This window comes from Bradyrhizobium elkanii USDA 76, from assembly GCF_023278185.1.
Lineage (GTDB): Bacteria > Pseudomonadota > Alphaproteobacteria > Rhizobiales > Xanthobacteraceae > Bradyrhizobium > Bradyrhizobium elkanii.
The window spans coordinates 6572909-6595349 of sequence record NZ_CP066356.1 but is presented as its reverse complement, the minus strand read 5'-3'; the positions used below and the strand labels follow the sequence as shown (position 1 = coordinate 6595349).

Genomic DNA, 22441 nt, shown 5'->3' with positions numbered 1-22441 from the left:
CGATCCCCTGAATGGTCCGATCCTCCGACCGGACTGCGGGGCGATGTTGGCCTTGAAACTGGAACGGTTCAAATCAAGAAAATGCGCTCGCAGCGCGAAAGAAAGTTGATGCTGTGGTGTTTGGCCGCGGACTGTGCGCGCCGCATACCTGTCATGACTTTTGCGGCGAAGCGACCGCGAGGCGCAGGAAGCTCATGACGCTGCCGAGCGCGGCAAATCCGGCACCCAGCGCCAGCGCCACGGTCGCGCCCTCACGATCGGCCAGCGCGAAGCAGAGCGCGGCGAGGGCGGCGCCGGTGGTCTGCCCGGTCAGCCGCGCGGTCGCGACGATGCCACTCGCGCTGCCGCTGCGATGCGACGGCGCGCTCGACATGATCGCCTTCATGTTCGGGGTCTGGAAGAAGCCGAAGCCGATGCCGCAGATCATCGTGCGCCAGACGATGTTGGCGACGCTGGGCTCGGCCGGCAGGGTCGCGAGCAGCACCATGCCAAGTCCGAGCAGCAGCATGCCGATGCCGCCGAGGATGCCGGCCGGATAGCGGTCCGACAGCCGGCCGTCGATCGGCGCCATGAAGGCGACCACCAGCGGCCAGGGCGTCATGAAGAAGCCGGTCTCGACCTGCGAGCGGTGCAATATGTCCTCGAAGTAGAACGGCAGCGATACGAAGGCGAGGCCCTGCACAGCGAATGAGCAGACGGCGGTCGCGGCGGACAGCGCGAAGATCGGCCGCCGGAACAGGTCGATCGGCAGCATCGGCGCCGGATGATCGGCATGCCGCCGGGTCAGGATCCAGCCGATCACCAGCGCGCCGACCAGCTCGGCGATGACGAGCGCCGGCGCAGCCTTGTGCGCGGCGCTGCCGATGCCGATGATGAAGAGGCCGAGACAGGCGCAGGCCAGCGCTGCGCCGGTGAAATCGAAAGCGTGGGTGGCGCGCGGCGTCGTCGGCAGCGTCTTCATGCCGATCAGCAACGCGACGACGCCGAAGGGAATGTTGACGGCGAACAGCCAGGGCCATGGGCCGAGCGCGAGGATTCCAGAGGCGATGGTCGGCCCCAGCGTAAAGGCGGTCGCGACCACCAGCGCATTGTGGCCGAAGCCGCGGCCGTGCATCCGGCTCGGATAGACGAAGCGCACCAGCGCGGTGTTGACGCTCATCAGGCCGCTGGCGCCGAGCCCTTGCAGGGTGCGCGCAACCAGCAGGCTCGGCAGCGACCACGCCAGCGCACAGCCGAGTGACGCCAATGTGAACAGCAGCAGGCCGCCGAGATAGATTCGCTGATGGCCGACGATCTCGCCGAGCGCGCCGAGCGGCAGCAGCGTCGCGACCAGCGCGATCTGATAGACGTTGACGACCCAGACCACTTCCGCAGGGCTGACATGCAGATCGCTCGCGATCGCCGGCAGCGCGATATTGGCGATCGCGGTATCGAGCGAGGCCATCGCCAGCGCCGTGAAGATCGCGGCCACCGCCCAGCGTCGCCGCTCCCAGGGCAACCCATCTGGCAGTCCGTCGGTGATCGCTGCCGCGGTGGTCGGGGTCTTCTCGAGCATGCCTGAAAATGTCTCCGGGACCGCCATGTACTACGCCGGCATCCCGTTCCCCAGCCGCGGCATTGCATGATGCGTATGCGAAGCGGCCTAGCCGGAAGCGTCAAAAGTCCCGCCGCGGACAGAACAGATATCCCTCGATGGCGCGCAGCACCCGGCGGCTGGCCGAAGCCTGCGAGAGGTCGTTTTGAAGCGCGTGGTCGACCATGGCGCGGCTGATCACGATCAAATCCTCGACGGCGTCATGATCGACTGGCCTTGCGATCTCACGACGATGCCGGGCCAGCAGGGCGGCGATCAGTTCCTTCAGTTCGCCGGCCGCTGACGCGCCCGATGACGCCGGGCGCAGCCGATCCTCCTCGGCCTCCAGAATGCGATTGAGCCCGGCCCGCTCGGCATGTGCCTCGAACTGGGCCCGAACGATCAGGTTGAGCGACGCCGTCAGGCTCTTGCCCTCGGATGCCGCGACCGCATCCCGGACTTTCGCCAGCAACGCGTCCTCGAACCTGCCGATCAATGCCAGCGTCAGCGCGTCCTTGTTGGGGAAGTACTGGTACACCGATCCGACGCTGATCCCGCCGCGCTCGGCCACCGCATTGGTGTTGTAGCCCTCGAGCCCGCGCGCCTCCAGAACGCGAGCCGCCGCTTCCAGAATCACCGCTACGGTTTCCCGCGAACGCTGCTGAAGCGGCTGTTTCCGGGCTTTTGTACGCCGCTTCGCCGGCATGAGGGCGTCTCCCAAAACGCGAGTTGTGGAATATGAGCAATTGCTCACATTATGACCGTGAAAGGAGAACCGATCAATGGTGACACTGCAAACGACCTCGTCCCCCGTGCTTCCCGAACACGAGGACGATCCGCACAGGTTTCATATCTTCGTCATGGTCAAGACCACGCGGCACTGGCTCGATCTGAAGACCGAGCAGCGCCTCGCCTTCCTGCATGAGGAGGTCATTCCTTTGCTCCGGCGCCGTCCGGAGCTGAAGGTGCGGTGGTTCGAGCCGGAGGCCTTCTCGACCAGGGCGACCGACGTCATGATCTGCGAGACCGATGACCTCTCGGCCTGGGCGTGGTTCTGCGACCACCTGCGCGAGACGAGGTTCTGGGACCATTACTTCGAAGTGCTCGACATCATGCCGGCGCTCGAAGGCAATTACCTTGCCTAGAATGCCGACGCCGGCCCGGATCGTTCCGGGCCGGCGTTCCGGCAGCCTGTGGCGACGCAACTGCGTTCCCATCCACATCTGTCATCGCCCGGCTCGATCGGGCGATCCATTACGCCGCGGCCCGTCGGCTCAAGCACTGGCGTCTCTGGAATACTGGATCACCCGCTTTCGCTTTCGCGGGTGATGACACCGAGTGGCTGTTTTGACATCTCGAATTGCGCCCCACCCACATCCTCGTCCCGGCGCAGGCCGGGACCAATAACCACCGATGCTGCTTGTCGGGCAATGCTGAAACGACGAGTCCCGTTCAAGACATCCGCTGCGGAGTATGGGTCCCGGCCTGCGCCGGGACGACGGCGGTGGATGCAGCGTGCGAGCGCGATCAATCGATTTCGTGTTCCCGCGGTGCGTCACAGAATCGCGCCGAAGCGACTTTCGGATAGCTTGCGTCACAGTCGCGATCGACTACCCTTGGTATACAAGCAGGCCCGGCGTCAGATCGGGCCGCAAGAGGGAACGCGCATTGCACGGACAGGCCGACCGGCGCAGCGAAGCTATGCGAAGCGCCAGCGAGGGAACTCGCCGCCGCGCGTTCACCGGTCTCTGGGTCGCGGCATTGCTGGCGATCCTGACCTTCCTGGTCATCTATCCCGTCTTCATGCTGCTGCTCGGTGCCCTCACCGACACCAATCCGGTGGTCGACGGCATCCGTCTCAGCCTGAGCCATTTGTCGATCGCCAATTTCCTCGCTGTGCTGGCCAATCCGAATGTCGCCGAAGCGCTGCTCAACACGCTGATTGCTTGCGGCGGCGGCACGGTGATCGCGGTCGCGATCGGGCTCCTGTTTTCCTGGATCGTGGTGCGCACCAACACGCCATTCAAGGGCTTCATCGCCGCGGCCAGCATCCTGCCGCTGTTCGCGCCGCCGCTGGTCGCCGGCGTGGCCTGGGCTATTCTCGGTTCGCCGAAGACCGGCTTGATCAACACGATGTTCAAGTGGATGGGCTCCGACCTGCGCGTCGATCTCTACTCGATGTGGGGCCTGGTGTTCGTGTTCGGCATCTACTATGCGCCGTACGTCTACATGTTCACCTCGTCGGCGCTGCGCAACATGGACCCGAGCCTGGAGGAGGCCGCGGAAATCTCCGGCGCGAGCCCGGTCGCGACCCTGTTCACGGTGACGTTCCCGCTGATCATGCCGGCAATCGTCTCGGGCATGCTGCTGTCGTTCATCGTGATGCTCGGCATCTACGGCATCCCGGCCGTGCTCGGGGCGCCGACCAACCTGAGCGTGCTCACCACCTACATCTTCAAGCTCACCAACTGGTCGCCGCCGCTCTACAACACCGCGGCGGCGGTCGCGATCATCCTGATGGTGGTCACGGGGCTGCTGGTCTATCTGCAGCAGAAATTGCTGAGCGGGCGCAGCTATACCACCGTCGCGGGCAAGGCGTTCCGGCCGCGCAGCCTCGATCTCGGGCCGTGGCGCTGGCTCACCTTCGCGATCGGGATCGTCTACCTCCTCATCGTCGTGGTGCTGCCGTCGCTGGCGCTGATCGTCGCGGCGTTCCGCAAGTTCATGTTCATCCGCGACGTCGCGAGCCTGTTCGACATGCGGCAATATTCGCTGACGCATTTCGAGAGCATCTTCGACAATCCGTTGACGATGCGGTCGATCTACAATGCGGTCGAGGTCGGCGTCATCACGGCTGTGGTCGGCGGCGCGCTCGCCTTTGCGATCGGCTACACCATCCATCGCACCCGCGTCAGCGGGCGCGGCGCCATCGACCTGATCTCGACCCTGCCGGTCGCGATCCCCGGGCTGGTGGTGGGCGTCGCCTATCTCTGGGCCTGGATCGGCGTGCCGGGCGGGCTCTACGGCACGATCTGGATTCTCGCGCTGGCCTTCATTGCGCGCTTCATGCCGGACACCGTGAAGGCGCTGTCGACCTCGTTCCTGCAAATCCACCGCGAGCTCGAGGAGGCCGCCTGGGTCTGCGGCAAGGGCGTGCTCGGCACCATCAGGACGATCGTTTTGCCGCTGGCGCGGCCGGGCGTGCTGGCGTCGATGACGCTGCTGTTCGTGCTGGCGATCCGCGAGCTCGGCTCGTCGCTGTTCCTCTACACCAGCAACACCATGGTGATGTCGGTGCTGCTGCTCGACTATTACGAGGGCGGCAATATCGGCAAGACCGCGGCCTTCAGCCTGGTGCAGACGCTGCTGCTCGGTGTCCTGATCGGCGGCGCCAACTGGCTGTCGCGCGGATCAGCGCAGGGCAACGTAGCGCGGACCGGATAACAACGAACAAGGGGAGGATTGCGATGGATAGACGAACCTTCACCACACTGGCCTTGGCAAGCGTGGCGGCGCTTGCATTGGTGCCTGCTGCACAGGCGCAGGAGTTCGGCTCGGCGGAGTTGATCGCGGCGGCCAAGTCCGAAGGCAAGCTCGTCTTTTACACCGCGAACTTCGCCGAGATCGAGCAGCAGGTGATCAAGGCCTTCAACAAGCGCTTTCCCGAGATCAAGGTCGAGATGGTCCGCGCGCCCGGCGGCCAGCTGATCACCCGCGTCAAGACGGAGGCCGCGGCCGGCAAGCTGATCGCCGATGTCGTCGACCATTCCGACCGCGCGCTGATGCAGCCGCTGGAAGACCTGTTCCAGGATTACGCGCCGCCGAACGCGGCCGATTACGATCCGCACGCGCTGATCTCGCCGAAATACTGGCCGCGCGCGACGATCGCCTGGTCGATCGCCTACAACACCGAGCTGGTGAAGGACCCGCCGAAATCCTGGATGGACCTGACCAAGCCGCAATATGACAAGTTGATCGGGCAGGTGTTCGCGCAGTCCGGCGGCACCACCTGGACGCGGATCATGTTCGAGCGCCAGGTGCTCGGCGAGGACTACTGGGCCAGGCAGGCGGCGACCCATCCGGTGCTGTATCCCTCCGGCGCGCCGACGGCCGATGCGCTGGTGCGCGGCGAGATCGCGATCGCGCCGCTGCTCTACAACGTGATCTACCAAAAGAAGAAGGACGGCGCGCCGATCGAGATCTTCTTTCCGCCTGAAGGTGCTCCGGTCAATCCCTACGCGACCGGGATTCCGAAGACGGCGGCTCACCCCAACGCAGCAAAGCTGTTCCTGAACTGGTGCCTGTCCAAGGAAGGACAGACCTTCATGATCAAGGAGCTCGGCAACCTCACATCCCTGAAGGCGCCGCCGGCATATCCGGAGGGGTTCGATCCAAAGGTGGTCAAGCTCTGGTATCCGAAGTTCGACGAGTATGTGAAGCTGCATGCGGCGTGGGTCGCGGACTGGGACAAGACGTTTGGCTACCGGCAATAGGCTGATGGTGCGGCGATGACGGCGACGCTCGAAGTCACCGATCTCAGGAAGCAGTTTTCGATCGGCCGTCCGGCCATCGACGGCGTCAGCTTTGGCGTGCCGGCCGGCGAGATCGTGGTGCTGCTGGGGCCGTCCGGCTGCGGCAAGACCACGACGCTGCGCTGCGTCGCCGGGCTCGAGCATCCGACCGGTGGCGAGATAAGCATTTCCGGGCGGGTGGTCTCGTCGCCGGCAAGCGGCATCCTCGTGCCGCCGCGTTCGCGCGATCTCGGCATGGTGTTCCAGTCCTATGCGGTGTGGCCGCATATGACGGTGCGGCAGAACGTGATCTATCCGCTGAAGCACCGCAAGATCGGGCGCGCCGATGCTGGCCGCATGGTCGAGGAGGCGCTGGCGCTGGTCGGACTGTCCGATTATGCCGACCGGCCGGTGGTGGCGTTGTCGGGCGGCCAGATGCAGCGCGTCGCGCTGGCGCGCAGCATGGTGTACCGGCCGCAACTCCTGCTGCTCGACGAGCCGCTGTCGAACCTCGATGCCAAACTGCGCCTGCGGCTGCGGGACGACCTTCGCGTCATCCTCAAGCAGACCGGCATGACCGCGCTCTACGTCACCCATGACCAGGCCGAGGCGGTCGTGCTTGGCGACCGGATCGGCGTGATGCGCGACGGCAAGCTGTTGCAGATGGACACGCCCGACATGATCTACAATCGTCCGGCCGATCTGTTCGTCGCCAATTTCACCGGCGCCACCAACGAGCTCGCGGGCAGGCTCGTCACATGCGACGGCCGCTATGGCGTGGTCGATTTCGGTGACGGCCGGCAAGGCGAGGTCACGCTGTGCCAGACGCTTAATCCCGACGAGAAAGTGCGGATCGCGCTGCGGCCCGAGAACATCGCGATCGGCCGCCCCGACGGCGCCAACACGTTCGCGGCAAAGGTGCTCGACCGCAGATATCAGGGCACCCAGACCGCCTACGGCATTGAGCTGTTCGGCAAACGGCTGGAAGCGATCGAACTCGGCACCGCCGCGCGCCATCAGGTCGGCGTCGAGGCACAGGTCGCGTTGCCGCGCGAATGCCTGTGGGCCTACCGCGACAGCGGGCCGGCATCGCATGACTAGTGTGACCGCGGCCGTCGTCGGTTCGCAATGAGGTGATGCAGCCCGTGCCGCCGGTTCGCCTGTTAGCCTTCCTCCACCAGCGCGCGGATGCTGCGGGCGAGTCCGAGGATGCGCGGGCCGCATTCGCGCTCGATCTGCTCGGCGCTGAAGCGGAAGGAGGGGACGCCGCAATTGACCGACAGGCATTCGCCGGTCGGCGTGCGATAGAGCGGGGCGGCGACGCCGAAGATCTCGCGCCGCCATTCGCCGAGCGAGACGGCAAAGCCGCGGTCGCGGCACAATTCCACATCGGGCAAGGTGCGCTTCTGCACGTAATCGAACTCGTCGGGGCGCTCGGCCTTGACGCGCACGACATAGGCGCCGAGCTCTTCCTCGGTGAACAGCGACAGCAGTGCGCGCCCGACCGCGGTTGGCGCCAGCGTGCTGACAAAGCCGACGTCGGGCACATGCGGCGCCGTATCCGTCGTGCGCAGCGTTTCGACATAGATGAAGTCGATGCCGAACGGCATCGCGATCGACACCGTGCCGCCGGCATAGGTCGCGAAGTCGCGCATCAGCGGACGTGCCAGCTGACGCACCTTCAGCGCGGACAACACGGGATAGGCGGCGGCGAGCGCGCCGAGGCCAAGCACGAAGCGACCCTTGGTGTCGCGCCTGAGATAGCCGAGTTGCTCGAGCGTGTAGGTCAGCCGCGACACCGTCGGCCGCGACAGGCCGGTATGCAACGCGAGTTCGGCGTTCGACAGCGAGCCCGGATGACGGCGAAACGCCGCCAGCACGTCGAGCCCATGCGCCAGGGTGGTGGCGAAGGACGGATCCGCCTGAACCTCGGCAGGGGAAGATGCTGTCATACGGAATATTGGTCTCAGGTGGCCGGATTTGTCAATATATCGGAATGAATTTGCAAATCGTGTCGATATCGGTTTATCTGCAAGGAATAAGGACAAGGAACCGGTAGAGCGAGGCGCCTTCCGATGACGATGACCGAGCAAGCCCGAGACGCAAAACCATCCGCGATCGACAAGGAGCGGCTGCGCCTGAAGTATCAGGAGGAGCGCAACAAGCGGCTGCGTCCCGATGGCAATGACCAGTATCTCCAGATCAAGGGCCAGCTCGCGCATTATCTCGACGATCCCTACACGCCGGTCGCTGAGCGCGCACCGAAGACCGATCACGTCACCTTCGCCTTCATCGGCGGCGGCTTCGCCGGGCTCGCCACCGCGGCGCGGCTGACCGAGGCCGGGATCGAGGATGTCCGCATTGTCGAGAAGGGCGGCGATTTCGGCGGCACATGGTACTGGAACCGGTATCCCGGCGCGCAGTGCGACACGGCGTCGATGGTCTACATGCCGCTGCTCGAAGAGACCGGCCACATGCCGTCCGAGAAATACGCGCATGCGCCCGAGATCCTGGCGCACTGCCAGCGGATCGGCCGGCAGTTCAATCTTTATGACAACGCGCTGTTTCACACCGAGGTGACGAGCCTCGATTGGGACGCCGCGCGATCGCGCTGGATCATCCGCACCACGCGCGGCGACGCCTTCACCGCGCAATATGTCGGCATCGGCACTGGCCCGCTGCACGTGCCGAAGCTGCCCGGCATTCCCGGCATCGAGTGCTTCAAGGGCCACTCGTTCCACACCAGCCGCTGGGATTACGACTACACCGGCGGCGATCCCAAGGGCGTGCTGATGGAGAGGCTTGCCGACAAGCGCGTCGGCATCATCGGCACCGGCGCGACCTCGGTGCAATGCATTCCGCACCTCGCGCGCGCCTGCAAGGAGCTCTACGTATTCCAGCGCACGCCGTCGTCGGTCGACGTGCGCGGCAACGGGCCGATCGATCCGGACTGGTTCGCCGAGATCGCGACCCCGGGCTGGCAACAGCGCTGGCTGGAGAATTTCACCGCCAACCAGGCCGGCGGATCGGCCGAGGAGGATCTGGTGCAGGACGGCTGGACCGACCTGTCGAAGCGGATCCGCGCCAAGATCATGCTGCTGCCGCGCGAGCAGCGAAGCGTGGAAAACATGCGGGCGGCGTTCGAGGATTCCGACTTCGAGAAGATGGAGGAAATCCGCAACCGGATCGACACCATCGTCCGCGATGCCGACACCGCCAAGAACCTCAAGGCCTGGTACGGCCAGCTCTGCAAGCGGCCGTGCTTCCACGACGCCTATCTACAGGCGTTCAACGCCCCTGGCACCCATCTGGTCGATACCGACGGCAAGGGCGTCGAGGAGATCACCGAGAACGGGATCGTCGTCGCGGGCAAGGAATATCAGCTCGATTGCATCATCTATGCGTCGGGATTCGAGGTCGGTACCGAGTACAAGCGGCGCGCGGGCTTCGATCTCACCGGCCGCGATGGCGTCAAGCTGTCGGAGCATTGGGCCGAGGGCATGCGCACCAAGCACGGCATCCACGTGCACGGCTTCCCCAACGTGTTCTTCGTGCAGCCGACCCAGGGCGCCAATCTGATCTCCAATGTGCCGCACAACCTGACCGAAGCGGCGCGCACCATCGCGCTGATGGTCGGCCATGCGCAGGACAACGGCTTCAAGGAAATCGAAGTCAGCAAGGAAGCCGAGGATCGCTGGGTCGAACTGCTGTTGACCGGCGTCGGCCGGATGATCGGCGGGCCGGATTGCACGCCCGGCTACTACAACAATGAGGGCCGTGAGCCCGGTCCCGCGGCCAAGCTCAATGTCGGGCATCCCTCGGGCGCGCTGGCCTACTTCAAATATATCGACGGCTGGCGCCGCAGCGGCCAGTTCGAGGGCGTGCAATTCCGCTGACGGAAGCGCGATCGAAACTGATGTTCGCCAAACGAGGAGTGCTTGAGTAATGACCCAGCCAACCGCAGGTGAAGCGTCGCACGAAGCACCGAAGGCGGCGTCCGCGCCGGTCATCGCCCAGCACGCGGCGACGCTGAAGGCGCTGCCCTTCGCCGACACCAGGGACTTCGACGACGCCGCGCGCGGCTTTCTCGGCACCATCGAGAACGCACGCGTCACCTCGGCCCAGGGCAGGGTGGTCTGGAGTCTGGAGCCTTACGGATTCCTGTCGGAGGAGAAGGCGCCCGCGACCGTCGATCCAAGCCTGTGGCGGCAGTCGCGGCTCAACATGCATCACGGCCTGTTCGAGGTGGTGCCGGGCGTCTACCAGGTGCGCGGCCTGGACATCGCCAACATGACGCTGATCGAGGGTGACAAGGGCGTCATCGTGGTCGACACGCTGACCTCGATCGAGGGCGCGCGCGCCGCGATGGAATTGTACTTCCGGCATCGCGGCAAGCGGCCGGTCGCCGCCGTGATCTTCACGCATACCCACACCGACCATTGGGGCGGTGCGCGCGGTGTGCTCGACGACGCCATGCTGGCGGCGGGCGTGCCGATTCTCGCGCCGAACTTCTTCATGGAGCACGCGGTCTCCGAGAACATCATCGCGGGGCCGGCGATGCTGCGCCGTGCGCAATACCAGTTCGGGCCGTTCCTCGCCAAGGGCGTGCGCGGCCACGTTGATTGCGGCCTCGGCAAGACCATGGCGGCGGGCGGCGTAGCGCTGCTGCGGCCGACCGATTTGATCATTGCGACCGGCGACAGGCGCGTGATCGACGGCGTCGAGTTCGAATTCCAGATGGCGCCGAACAGCGAGGCGCCGGCGGAGATGCATTTCTTCATCCCGCGCTACAAGCTGTTGAACCTCGCGGAGAACTGCACGCATAATTTCCACAATCTGCTGCCGTTCCGCGGCGCCGATGTGCGCGATGCGCTGGCGTGGTCGAAATATCTCGGCGAGGCGCTGCAGATGTGGGGCGGCAAGGCGGAAGCGATGTGCGGCCAGCACCACTGGCCGGTGTGGGGGCAGGCGCGGATCGACAGCATGATCCGCGAGCAGCGCGACCTCTACAAATACGCCCATGACCAGACCATCCGGCTGATGAACCACGGGCTCAACGCGGCCGAGATCGCCGAGACGATCCGGCTGCCGCAGAGTCTGGAGGGCGCCTGGCACGGCCGCGGCTATTACGGCCACATCAGGCACAATGTGAAGGCGATCTACCAGAAATATCTCGGCTGGTACGACGCCAATCCGGTCAATCTCGATCCGCTGCCGCCGGTCGAGGCCGGCAAGAAATATGTCGAGTATATGGGCGGCGCCGACGCGATCCTGACACGCGCCGCGGCGGACTTTGCCAAGGGCGAATTCCGGTTCGTGGCGCAGGCCGTCAGTCATCTCGTGTTCGCCGAGCCTGATAATCAGGCCGCGCGTTCGCTCCTCGCCGATACGTTCGAGCAGCTCGGCTACGCCGCGGAAAGCTCGACCTGGCGCAACGCCTATCTGTTCGGCGCGCAGGAGCTGCGGCAGGGCATGCCGAAGACGCCGGCGCGCTCGCCGATGCCGCGCGAGACGCTGGCTGCGCTGCGCACTGAGCAGCTCTGGGACGTACTCGGCATCCGCCTCAACGGCCCCAAAGCCGAAGGCAAGCGCATCGTGCTGAACTGGAGCTTCACCGATACCGGCGAGACCTTCGTGCTCAATCTCGAGAATTCCGCCCTGACCTACGTGAGGGGTGCGCAGGCGGCCGATGCGCAGGCCAGCTTCACGCTGGCGCGCAGCGTGCTCGACGAGGTCATCGCCAAGCTGACCACGTTCCAGGACGCCGTCGATGCCGGCAGGATCAAGGCATCCGGCGAGCCGCAGCGGCTCGGTGAATTGATGGCGCTGATGGATGAATTTCCACGGATGTTCGAGATCGTCGAGCCGAAGCGGACGGCGGTGACGTAGAGCCACGCAAGCGGAATTTACAAACCGTCACCCTGAGGAGCGCGGAACGCGCGTCTCGAAGGGTCGACGGCCCGGCTGGTGGCCGATTCATCCTTCGAGACGCGCTTCGCGCTCCCCAGGATGACGGGTTGGCGGACGATGCCTCAAATCCCGAGATATGCCGCCTGCACCTGCTTGTTGCCCGCGAGCTCCGCGCTCGAGCCCTGCATGATCACGTTGCCGCTCTCCAGCACATAGGCGCGCTGCACCAGCGACAGCGCGCGGCTGACATTCTGCTCGACCAGCAGGATCGCGGTGCCCATCTTGTGGATTTCACCGATCTTCTCGAAGGTGACGTCGGTCATCACGGGGGCCAGGCCGAGCGACGGCTCGTCGAGCATCAAGAGGCGGGGCTTCAGCATCAGCCCGCGGCCGACCGCGACCATCTGCTGCTCGCCGCCGCTCATGGTGCCGGCGAGCTGTTTCCTGCGGTCGGCGAGCCGCGGGAAGATGCTGTAGACGAGCTCCATCGTGCGGGCGCGATCGGCCTTGGCTTTCGGCGTATAGGCGCCGATCTCGAGATTCTCCTGCACCGTCATCTCCGGGAACACCTGACGGCCCTCCGGGACGTGTGCGATGCCGAGCTCGGGAATCCGGTAGGGCGGCAGCGTCGCGAGGTCGACGCCGTCGAAGGTGACCTTGCCGGCGAACAGTTTGACGAGGCCGGAGACGGCGCGCAGCGTCGTGCTCTTGCCGGCGCCATTGGCACCGAGCAGGCCGACGGCTTCGCCTTCGCCAATGGAGATGCTGACATCGGTGATGGCAGGGACCGAGCCGTAGCTGGCGCTGACGCGGGAGAGCTCAAGCATGATCGTCTCCCTGCGCCGGCGGATGCACATAGGAGCCGAGATAGGCGCGGATCACTTCCGGATTCTCCACGATCTCCTTCGGCGCGCCCTCGGCGATCTTCTGGCCGTGGTCGAGCACCACGATGTGGCGGGCCACCGCCATGATCGCGCGCATCACATGCTCGACGATCACGATGGTCAGGCCGCTGGCGGAGAGCTTCTTCACCAGCGCGACCGCCTGGTCGATCTCGGCCGGGTTGAGTCCGGCCATCACCTCATCGAGCAGCAGAATCCTGGGCTGCGTTGCCAGCGCGCGGGCCATTTCCAGCCGGCGCTGGTCGATGGTGGTGAGGTCCTTGGCCGGCGTCTGCTCTTTGGCGCCGAGGCCGACAAACTCGATCGCCTCGCGCGCCTTGTTGCGCGCGGCCGCGATATGGCGGTCGCGCAGGAACGCGCCGGTCATCACATTGGCGAGCACGGTCATCGCGCCGAACGGCTTGGCCACCTGGAAGGTGCGGGCAAGGCCGAGCGCGCAGACATCGTGCGGCCTGAGCCCCACGACCTCGTGGCCGAAGGCGACCACCGAGCCGGAATCCGGCCGGTGAAATCCGGTGATCAGGTGAAAGCTCGTGGTCTTGCCGGCGCCGTTCGGCCCGATCAGCGCGACCGTCTCGTTCTCCTGCACTGTGAAGCTGACGTCCTGCACGGCGCGCAGGCCGCCGAAGCGCTTGCTGAGACCCTTGATGACCAGTGCTTCTGCCATCGCGACGACCTCAGGCACGCGCCGGCTTGCGCCGGGCGGTGCGGTGATAGATATCGGTCGCGAACCCGATCAGCCCGGTCGGCCGCCACAGGATCACAGCCATCAGGATCAGACTGTAGACCGTGAGCTGGATGCCGCCCACCGAGCTTCCGAGCCAGCTCTGCAGCAGCGCCGACGTGGTCTCCAGCAGCACGGTGCCGATCACCGGTCCCCACAGCGTGCCGATGCCGCCGACAATCGACACCAGCGCCGCCTCGATCGAGACATTGAAGCTGAACGCGGTCGCCGGATCGATGAAGTAGATGTACTGCGTGTAGAACGTCCCCGCGAGTGCGGTCAGGAACGCGCTGATCATGTAGATGTCGCGCTTGACCTTCGGCGCGTTGACTCCGACCGCTTCGGCCGCGTCCTCATCCTCGCCGATCGCGACGAGATAGTACCCGATCCAGGATTTCTCGATTCTGTGGGTGATCCACAGCCCGACCACGAGCAGGCCGAGCACGACGTAATAGTAAGACGACTTCTCCTCGAACTGCATCATCAACGGCGCGCTGCCGAGGTTCGGGATCGTGGTGCCTTCGGCGCCCCAGGCAAAGTCGCGGAACTTGAGGAAGATCAGCATCAGCACCTGGGCGGTCGCGATGGTGGCGATGGTGAAGTAGGGGCCGCGCAGGCGGAAGCAGAGCCAGCCGATCGGCAGGCTTGCGAGCATCGCGACCACGCCGCCCGCGATCATCCCGATCCAGGGCGAGATGCCGTAGTTCACCTGCATGATGGTCGAGGTGTAGGCGCCGAGCCCGAAATAGGCGGCGTGCCCGAGCGACAGCTGCTTGGCGTAGCCGCCCATCAGGTTCCAGGCGACGCCGATGAAGGAGAACAGCAGGATGCGGATGAAGATGTCGACCGCGAACGACGAGGTGACGAGCTGGGGCAAGGCGAGCATGACGACGGCCCCGATCGCGAGCCACAGCCATTTCATGCTGCTGGACGCCTGCATCACCGGCCCCTCCTGGCGCCGAGCCCGCTCGGCCTGAAGGCAAGCGTCAGCAGCAGCATCGCGAACACCACGATCAGGCCGGAATCGGCGCCGACGAACTGGATGCCGAGCGATTCCGCGACGCCCATCATCAGACTTGCGATCAGCGCGCCCATCACATTGCCGAGCGTGCCCATCACGACGGCGACGAACGCCATCAGCACGAACACCTGGCCGACGAATGGATAGGCCGAATAGAACGGCATCAGCAGCGAGCCGGCGGCGCCCGCGAGCGCCAGCGCAGTGCCGAACGCGACCGCGAACACGCGGTTGGGATTGATCCCCATCAGCATCGCGACGTCGCGGTTCTGCGATGCGGCGCGCATGGCGCGGCCGAGATCGGTGGTGTGCAGGAATACCCACAGCAGCCCGCTCAGCGCCATCGCGACCGCGAAGGCGATCAGTTTCGCCACCGGTATGTACAGCCCGCCGATGTGCCACGCCGCATCCGAATAGGACGTGTGGACGGTGCGGTAGTTGGCGCTGAACAACATCAGCGAGAGATTGAGCAGCAACAGCGACAGCGCGAAGGTCAGGAAGATTTGCGGCATGTCGTTCGGCCCCAGCACCCTGCGGATCAGAAAATGCTGGATCAGGACGCCGGCGAGGAACAGCACCGGCATCGACACCACGAGCGAGACCAGCGGATCGATGCCGAACTGGGTGGCGAGGAAGAACGAGATATACATCCCGATCATCACGAACTCGCCCTGGGCGAAGTTGACGATCTTGACCACGCCAAAGATCAGCGTGACGCCGATGCTGACAAGCGCGTAGATGCCGCCGATAAGCAGGCCGTTGATCACGGCCTGGGCCAGTGTCTCCCACATGCGATGCGACCGCGGCTCAGGTCTTCATCAGCGGGGCGCGGGCGTCTTCCTTCGGGAAGACGCTGACGAGATCGGTGTTCTGCCACTGCACGCCGACCGGGCGGCCGTAGACGTTCTTGCCGTCCGGCCCGAACTTCACCTTGCCGCCCGGCGCCATCGCGGCGAACCCCGAGGAGACATCGAGCGTCGAGAGCGCCTCGCGCACCTTCTTGGGATCGGCGGAGGCGGCGCGCTCCAGCGCGTCGGCCAGCATGAAGGTCTGCGCGACCAGGCCGCCGGCATATTCGAACGCGAACTCGCCGGTGCGTTTCTTGAATTCGACATTCACCTTCTGCGCGTCTTCGCTGACGTCGTGGTTCCAGTGCGCGACACCCTGCAGGCCCTCGGCGGCATTGCCGACATTCTTGTAGAAGTCCGGCATCACGAAGCCGCCGGAGCCGCCGTTGATCGCGATGTTGAGCCCGACCTGCTTCACGGTACGCACGATCAGGATGAGGTCGTTGAGATAGGACAGTGAGAACAGCGTGTTGGCGCCGGAGGCCTTGACCTTGTTGATCAGCGGGCTCGCGTCGGTGAAGCCGGCCGAGTAGGGCTCGAACATCACGATCTCGACGCCTTCGCCCGACGCGAGCTCCTTCAGCCCGTTCGAGGTCGAGGTGCCGAACGCGGTGTTCTCGAAAATCACGGCGACCTTGGCCTGCTCGCTGACCAGCTTGGCCATCTGCAGCTGTGCCTTGGCGAATTGCGAAGCGCGCGCGAACGGCGTGAAGGTGTAGGTGCGCCCCTTGTTGAGCTGATCTGAGCTCGATCCGGTGATGATCGGAACCTTTGCCCGTTCGCAGACTTCGCTCGCGATCAAGGTCAGCGCGCTGGCATAGCAACCATGGATCGCCGACAGCTTGTTGCCGGTGATCAGGCGGTCGGTTTCGGTGCGCGTCACCGTGGTGTCGCTCTGCACGTCCGAGACGATGAGGTTGAGCTTGGCGCCGCCGAGCGACTTGATGCCGCCGGCCTCGTTGACCATGTCGACCGCGAGCTTGGCCGCAGCCACGCAGCCGACGCCGATCTGCGCCATGCTGCCGGTGGTCGGATAGAGCGCGCCGATGTTGATCGGATCGGCCGCCCAGCCGCGCAGCGGAACGGCGCCGAACGCGCCTGCCGCCAGCACGCCGCCGGTTTTGGCGAGGAATTTGCGGCGGTTCAGCTTCTTTGGTGAGGCTTTGGTCGCTGCGGCATTATTAATGGCCGACGGCTTGCGGTCCCCTGTCATGGCGTTCCCCCCTGCGCGATCACGGCACGGTTGCTCCGTCCGCTCGCTTATTATTTTTGCTCAAGCGGGGCGCATAAGAGCACGTAATTCGGCATTCGCAAAGGCGATATCAGCCGAACTCATGGGGAAACGTGTCGTCGCTGGTGCGTCGCAGCAATCGCGCGACGCGCGCATGCGGATTGTTTGGCTGTCTGAGAGTTGCCGCCGCACACGGCGCTATTATTGACAATCGAATGACCCGACGGACCGGCACGGATGGTGCCGGCCGGCCCGCCGGATCATTCGATCGGCCGCTGCAACTGCTACTCCGCGCTGGCCACCAGCTTGAAGCGCGGCTCGGCTTCCATCAGGCTGCGGAAGGCGGCGAGATAGTCGAGCGCCATGCGCCGCGCGGTGAAGCGGGTCTCGAACTGCTTGCGGATCGCGTCGCGATTGAGCGTTCCGAGGCGGCCGACGGAAGAGATCGCACTGATCTCGTCCTCGACGATGAAGCCGGTCAGGCCATCCTCGATGATCTCCGGCACCGAGCCGCGGTTATAGGCGATGACGGGCGTGCCGCAGGCCATCGCTTCGATCATCACGAGGCCGAACGGCTCCGGCCAGTCGATCGGAACCAGGAGCCCGATCGCGCCGCTGAGAAAATCCGGCTTCTCGCGGTCGCTGATCTCGCCGATGAACTCGACCAGCGGATTGCTGGTGATCAGCGGCTTGATCAACTCATCGTAATATTCCTGGTCGGCACGATCGACCTTGGCCGCGATCTTCAGCGGAATGCCGCAGCGGGTGGCGATCTTGATCGCGCGATCGACGCCTTTCTCCGGCGCGATGCGGCCGAGCACCGCGAGGTAGGACGGCTTCGCCGGTTGCGGCATCAGCAGATTCTCCGGCAGGCCGTGATGGATCGTGCGCACCCAATGCGCCTGCGGCACCGGCCGCCGTTGCGCGTTGGAGATCGAGATCACCGGAATCTTGGAGAAGGTGTTGAACACCGGCTGATGCTCCGGCAGGTCGAGCCGTCCGTGCAACGTGGTGACGAACGGCGTCGGCTGCCGCGCGAACAGCGACCACGGATAATAGTCGAGATGGCAGTGCAGGAAGTCGAACTCCTCGTCGTCGGCCTTCTGCCGCACGCGTTCCAGCATCACCATGTGGAGCGCATTGGGATCGCGGACCGAGCCGTCGAGCCGCAGTGCCTTCGGCCAGGTCGCATCGAGCTTCGCGGAGGTTTGAGAATCGCCACTGGCGAACAACGTCACGTCATGTCCAAGTGTTACAAGTTCTTCGGTCAGCCAGTGCACGACCCGTTCGGTGCCGCCGTAGAGCTTGGGGGGAACAGCCTCCGTCAGCGGGGCAACCTGCGCGATGCGCATCTCTCCGTCTCCTGTTTGTAATGTGGAATGAACTACCCTCAGCCCTCAGATGGCACCGACATGCCAAAGACGGGAACGTTCTCGCACGTGCGAGGTTCCTTAGATGTGGGAGATCTGCCGCTTCTTTCTTCCATCACACTGTGGTCTTGCTGATGCCATCACGCTCCAACACGGTTTTGCCTATGCCAGCGTTGCAAAATTGTTGCGCAGTGATGGCTGCATCAAGGAATCCCACCGCCGCCCTTCACGTCATCGTGCGCGAGAGCTTCGACTAAAATTTTCTCGTTCACCTTCAACAGCTTTGCAGGACGTCATGGACCATCTGTCAGGATATGCGCATCGCCCGTTTCCCTTTGTGCTGCGCTATCTGCGCCGGCGTCTGCCGTCGCATGTTGTAATTCTGTCAGCCGTTGTTGCGGCGGTTGCCTGTTCGGTAGGCACGCAATACGGCGTCAAGAATCTGGTCGATGCGTTGTCGGCGGGGCCGTCGGCCGCAAACGGCGTATGGCTGGCATTCGCTCTGCTCATGTCGCTGATTGCAGCCGACAACTTCCTGTGGCGGATCGCGAGCTGGACCGCGAGCTACACCTTTGTCAGCGTCACCGGCGATCTTCGCCGCGACATGTTCCGCCATCTCACCGGCCACGCGCCGAGCTATTTCACGGACCGGCTGCCGGGCATGCTGACCAGCCGGATCACGGCGACGTCGAACGCCGTGTTCACCGTCGAGAACATGTTCGTATGGAATGTGTTGCCGCCCTGCATCGCGACCTTCGCGGCAATCACCCTGGTTGGAACCGTCAGCGTGACAATGTCAGCAGTGCTGATCCTGATCGCGGGAACCATGGTTGTAGCCATGTTCCGCATCGCCGCCGCCGGCCGGCCGCTGCACGACGATTTCGCCAACAGGGCTGCCGCCGTGGACGGCGAAATGGTCGACGTCATCAACAACCTCCCGCTGGTGCGCGCGTTCTGCGGCCTCGGCTATGAGCACGAACGCTTCGATGCGACCGTCAATCGGGAACTCGTCGCGCGCGGCCGTTCCCTGCGCTACCTCGAGAAGCTTCGTCTCATTCACGCCGGCGTGACCGTCATTCTGACGATCGCGATGCTGGCCTGGGCGCTCAGTCTCTGGCAGCAGGGCGCGGCGACCACCGGCGACGTGGTGCTGGTGTGCACGCTCGGCATCTCGATCCTCAGCGCCACCCGCGATCTCGCGGTCGCGCTGGTCGACGTCACCCAGCATGTCGCCCGGCTGACCGAGGCGCTGGCGACGCTGCTGCAGCCGCACGAGCTGAAGGACCATCCGGAGGCCGAGGCGCTGGTGAAGAGCGGCGCCGCGATCGCCTTCAACAATGTCGCGTTCCGCTATCCCGGCGGCCTGCAGGTGTTCGAGCGCTTCAGCCTGCGCATCCAGCCCGGCCAGCGGGTCGGCCTGGTCGGCCAGTCGGGTGGTGGCAAGTCAACATTGTTTACCCTTCTGCAGCGCTTCTACGACGTCGAGCAGGGCAACATCACCGTCGACGGCCAGGACATCTCGCGCGTCACCCAGCAGAGCCTGCGCGCGGCAATCTCGGTGGTGCCGCAGGATATCTCGCTGTTCCACCGTTCGATCCTGGAGAACATCCGCTACGGCCGGCCGGACGCCACCGACGACGAGGTGCTGCGGGCGGCGATCGCAGCGCGCTGCGACTTCATCGAATCCTTGCCCGAGGGCATGAACACCATCGTCGGCGACCGCGGCGTCAAGGTCTCCGGCGGCCAGCGCCAGCGGATTGCGATCGCGCGCGCCTTCCTGAAGGACGCGCCGATCCTGCTGCTCGACGAGGCCACCGCGGCGCTCGATGCGGAATCCGAGGAGGCGATCCGCGAGGCGTTGTCGCGGCTGATGCGCGGGCGTACCGTGGTCGCGATCGCGCACCGACTCGCGACGCTGCGCAGCTTCGACCGCGTGATCGTGCTGCAGGGCGGCCGCATCGTCGAGGACGGTCCGCCCGATATTCTCGTGAAGGGAAGGGGCCCCTACCGCGACCTGGTCGCGCGCGAGATGGGCCGCCTCTCCACCAGCGCGGCCTGACCCCGCGTTCTCAAGCGTGTTCTTGCGTTCCGGTGCGTTCGTTCGAGCCGAAGTGGAGCCAAGCAAAGTCGCCAGAGGTTCAGATGGCAGCTGACGTCGTTACGCAGATCATCACCGCTCGCACCACTGAGCACGTCGCCGAATCGCCGTTCTACATTCCGATGACCGGGCCCGCGGCGCGGCCGCGGCGCTCGCTCAAGCATGACGACACCTTCATCGTGCTCGACAGCCATGGCGACATCGGCGCCTCGGCCGGCGGGCCGGACGGCCTGTTCAACGCCGACACCCGCTACCTGGCGCGGCTGGAAATGGTGCTGGAGAACGTGCAGCCGCTCCTGCTCGGCTCCAACATGCGCGACGACAATTCGGCGCTGACGGTCGACCTCACCAATTCCGACGTCTATCGCGACGACCGTCTGACCCTGCCGAAGGACACGCTGCACATCGTGCGCTCGATCTTCCTGTGGCGCGGCACGGCCTATCAGCGCATCGGCCTGCAGAATCACGGCGATCATGCCGCGAGCTTCGATCTCACGCTGCTGTTCGACAACGACTTTGCCGATCTGTTCGAGGTGCGCGGCGAGCGCCGGCCGCGGCGTGGCATCGGCTCGAGCAAACTGCTCGGCCCGACCGACGTGGTGCTGGAATATTGCGGCCTCGACGAGCAGACGCGGATCACCGCGCTGCATTTCGATCCACGGCCGACGCGGCTGTCGGTCAACGCGGCGACCTATCATTTCGATCTCGAGCCCGGGCAGGTCACGTCGCTGTTCGTCGCGGTCTCCTGCAACAAGCCGATCATGCAGAAGCCGGTGCCGTTCTTCCGTGGCCTGCTGGCGCATCGCCGCGAGATGCGGACTTCGTCGGCCGGCGCAGCCAGCGTCGAGACCTCGAACAACATCTTCAACGAGGTGCTGTGCCAGGCGATGGCCGACCTCAACATGCTGATGACCGAGACGCCGCAGGGCCGTTATCCCTATGCCGGCATTCCCTGGTATTCGACGACGTTCGGCCGCGACGGGCTGATCACCGCGCTGCAGATGCTGTGGGTCGATCCGCGGATCGCCAAGGGCGTGCTGAAGCGGCTCGCGCTGTTCCAGGCCAAGGCGGTCGATCCGCTGGCCGATGCCGCGCCGGGCAAGATCCTGCACGAGATGCGCGGCGGCGAGATGGCCGCGCTTCGCGAAGTGCCGTTCGCGCATTACTACGGCAGCGTCGATTCGACTCCGCTGTTCGTGCTGCTCGCCGGGCTCTATCTGGAGCGCACCGGCGATTTGGAGACGCTGCGCGAGCTGTGGCCCGCGGTCGAGGCCGGCTTGCAATGGATCGACGGCCCGGGCGATCCGGATCGCGACGGCTTCGTCGAATACCAGCGCGCCACCGAGCAGGGGCTTCGCAATCAAGGCTGGAAGGATTCGTTCGACGCCATCTTCCACGCCGACGGAACGCTTGCCGAGGGCAATATCGCGCTGGCGGAAGTGCAGGGCTACGTGTTTGCCGGCAAGCAGCTTGCCGCGCGCGCGGCGCGCAAACTCGGCTTTGCAGACAAGGCTGCGAAACTGGAAGCCGAGGCCGAGCAGCTGCGCGAGCGGTTCGAGGCAGCATTCTGGTGCGAGGAGCTCGGCACCTATGCGGTCGCGCTCGACGGCGCCAAGCAGCCGTGCAAGGTGCGCACGTCGAATGCCGGCCAGACGTTGTTTTCCGGCATGGTGCGGGAAGACCGCGCGCGACGGGTCGCCGCCGATCTGATGAGCCAGAAGTTCTTCTCGGGCTGGGGCATCCGCACCGTCGCTGCGGGCGAGGCGCGCTACAACCCGATGTCCTATCACGATGGCTCGATCTGGCCGCATGACAATGCGCTGATCGCGCTCGGATTTGCCCGCTACGGCCTCAAGCATTCGGTCGCGCATCTGTTCAAGGGGCTGTTCGATGCCGCGAGCTATATGGAACTGCGGCGACTGCCGGAGCTGTTCTGCGGCTTCCGCCGCGAGCGCCGGCGCGGCCCGGTGCTCTATCCCGTCGCCTGTGCACCGCAGGCCTGGGCGAGCGCGACGCCGTTCACGCTGCTGGAGGCGGCGCTCGGCCTCGAGTTCGACACCGCGCGCGGCGAGATTCGCTTGCGCGATCCGCGGCTGCCGGAATTCCTCAACGACGTGGTGCTGCGCGACCTCAGGCTCGGCGCCTCCAGCGTCGATTTGAGGCTGCGCCGCCATGGCGACGAGGTGTCGCTCGAAGTGTTGCGCACGCGCGGCCAGATCCAGGTGTCGATCGTGTTGACGCATTGAGCGTCGTCGC

Annotated in this window: 17 protein-coding genes; 8 read left to right on the top strand and 9 right to left on the bottom strand. The window is 65.1% G+C overall.

From position 1 onward, the window contains the following. Positions 1 to 151 precede the first annotated feature (151 nt). Positions 152 to 1555, bottom strand: a complete 1404-nt coding sequence (locus JEY66_RS31680; RefSeq protein WP_016846498.1) for an MFS transporter — start codon at positions 1553 to 1555, stop codon at positions 152 to 154. A gap of 100 nt (positions 1556 to 1655) precedes the next feature. Further along, positions 1656 to 2279 carry a TetR/AcrR family transcriptional regulator gene (locus tag JEY66_RS31675; protein ID WP_016846499.1) on the bottom strand — a complete coding sequence of 208 codons (624 nt, stop codon included), beginning with the start codon at positions 2277 to 2279 and terminating at the stop codon, positions 1656 to 1658. A 76-nt stretch (positions 2280 to 2355) separates the two neighbouring features. Here JEY66_RS31675 and JEY66_RS31670 point away from each other — a divergent pair, with 76 nt between their 5' ends. From JEY66_RS31670 to JEY66_RS31655, 4 genes are all read left to right on the top strand, one after another. Then, positions 2356 to 2718, top strand: coding sequence for a darcynin family protein (locus JEY66_RS31670; protein ID WP_016846500.1), 363 nt, complete (start codon positions 2356 to 2358; stop codon positions 2716 to 2718). A 523-nt stretch (positions 2719 to 3241) separates the two neighbouring features. After that, positions 3242 to 5017 (top strand): ABC transporter permease, encoded by a 1776-nt coding sequence (locus JEY66_RS31665; RefSeq protein WP_248887569.1) that lies wholly within the window; start codon positions 3242 to 3244, stop codon positions 5015 to 5017. A 23-nt stretch (positions 5018 to 5040) separates the two neighbouring features. Continuing rightward, on the top strand, positions 5041 to 6066 hold the full coding sequence (locus JEY66_RS31660) for an ABC transporter substrate-binding protein (RefSeq protein WP_240537040.1): 1026 nt from the start codon (positions 5041 to 5043) through the stop codon (positions 6064 to 6066). A 15-nt stretch (positions 6067 to 6081) separates the two neighbouring features. Beyond that, positions 6082 to 7185 (top strand): ABC transporter ATP-binding protein, encoded by a 1104-nt coding sequence (locus tag JEY66_RS31655; RefSeq protein ID WP_016846503.1) that lies wholly within the window; start codon positions 6082 to 6084, stop codon positions 7183 to 7185. A 62-nt stretch (positions 7186 to 7247) separates the two neighbouring features. On the opposite strand, the gene JEY66_RS31650 is transcribed toward JEY66_RS31655, so the two are convergent. Then, positions 7248 to 8036: an IclR family transcriptional regulator gene (locus JEY66_RS31650; RefSeq protein ID WP_018270454.1), complete on the bottom strand. Its 789-nt coding sequence runs from the start codon at positions 8034 to 8036 to the stop codon at positions 7248 to 7250. A gap of 123 nt (positions 8037 to 8159) precedes the next feature. Here JEY66_RS31650 and JEY66_RS31645 point away from each other — a divergent pair, with 123 nt between their 5' ends. Then, positions 8160 to 9980 carry a flavin-containing monooxygenase gene (locus JEY66_RS31645; protein ID WP_016846504.1) on the top strand — a complete coding sequence of 607 codons (1821 nt, stop codon included), beginning with the start codon at positions 8160 to 8162 and terminating at the stop codon, positions 9978 to 9980. Positions 9981 to 10029: 49 nt separating this feature from the next. Then, positions 10030 to 11973, top strand: coding sequence for an alkyl/aryl-sulfatase (locus JEY66_RS31640; RefSeq protein ID WP_016846505.1), 1944 nt, complete (start codon positions 10030 to 10032; stop codon positions 11971 to 11973). Positions 11974 to 12116: 143 nt separating this feature from the next. Here the strand turns inward: JEY66_RS31640 and JEY66_RS31635 are convergent, their stop codons facing one another. From JEY66_RS31635 to JEY66_RS31610, 6 genes are all read right to left on the bottom strand, one after another. Continuing rightward, positions 12117 to 12821 (bottom strand): ABC transporter ATP-binding protein, encoded by a 705-nt coding sequence (locus JEY66_RS31635; protein ID WP_194455693.1) that lies wholly within the window; start codon positions 12819 to 12821, stop codon positions 12117 to 12119. Further along, a complete protein-coding gene (locus JEY66_RS31630; protein ID WP_038376328.1) occupies positions 12814 to 13563 on the bottom strand; it encodes an ABC transporter ATP-binding protein in 750 nt (249 codons plus the stop codon). The genes JEY66_RS31635 and JEY66_RS31630 overlap by 8 nt, the downstream gene beginning before the upstream one ends. A gap of 10 nt (positions 13564 to 13573) precedes the next feature. After that, positions 13574 to 14560 carry a branched-chain amino acid ABC transporter permease gene (locus JEY66_RS31625; RefSeq protein WP_016846508.1) on the bottom strand — a complete coding sequence of 329 codons (987 nt, stop codon included), beginning with the start codon at positions 14558 to 14560 and terminating at the stop codon, positions 13574 to 13576. After that, the gene (locus tag JEY66_RS31620; RefSeq protein ID WP_018270455.1) at positions 14560 to 15429 is read right to left on the bottom strand and encodes a branched-chain amino acid ABC transporter permease; all 870 of its coding nucleotides are present in this window, start codon (positions 15427 to 15429) and stop codon (positions 14560 to 14562) included. Before JEY66_RS31620 ends, JEY66_RS31625 begins: the two co-directional genes overlap by 1 nt. Before the next feature lie 16 nt (positions 15430 to 15445). After that, a complete protein-coding gene (locus tag JEY66_RS31615) occupies positions 15446 to 16699 on the bottom strand; it encodes an ABC transporter substrate-binding protein (RefSeq protein WP_016846510.1) in 1254 nt (417 codons plus the stop codon). A gap of 302 nt (positions 16700 to 17001) precedes the next feature. Further along, a complete protein-coding gene (locus tag JEY66_RS31610; protein WP_016846511.1) occupies positions 17002 to 18069 on the bottom strand; it encodes a glycosyltransferase family 4 protein in 1068 nt (355 codons plus the stop codon). A 313-nt stretch (positions 18070 to 18382) separates the two neighbouring features. Between JEY66_RS31610 and JEY66_RS31605 the strand changes: the two genes are divergently transcribed. Further along, complete coding sequence (locus tag JEY66_RS31605; protein ID WP_016846512.1) at positions 18383 to 20146, top strand: ABC transporter ATP-binding protein; 1764 nt, start codon at positions 18383 to 18385, stop codon at positions 20144 to 20146. Positions 20147 to 20229: 83 nt separating this feature from the next. Continuing rightward, positions 20230 to 22431 carry an amylo-alpha-1,6-glucosidase gene (locus JEY66_RS31600; RefSeq protein ID WP_016846513.1) on the top strand — a complete coding sequence of 734 codons (2202 nt, stop codon included), beginning with the start codon at positions 20230 to 20232 and terminating at the stop codon, positions 22429 to 22431. Positions 22432 to 22441 lie beyond the last annotated feature (10 nt).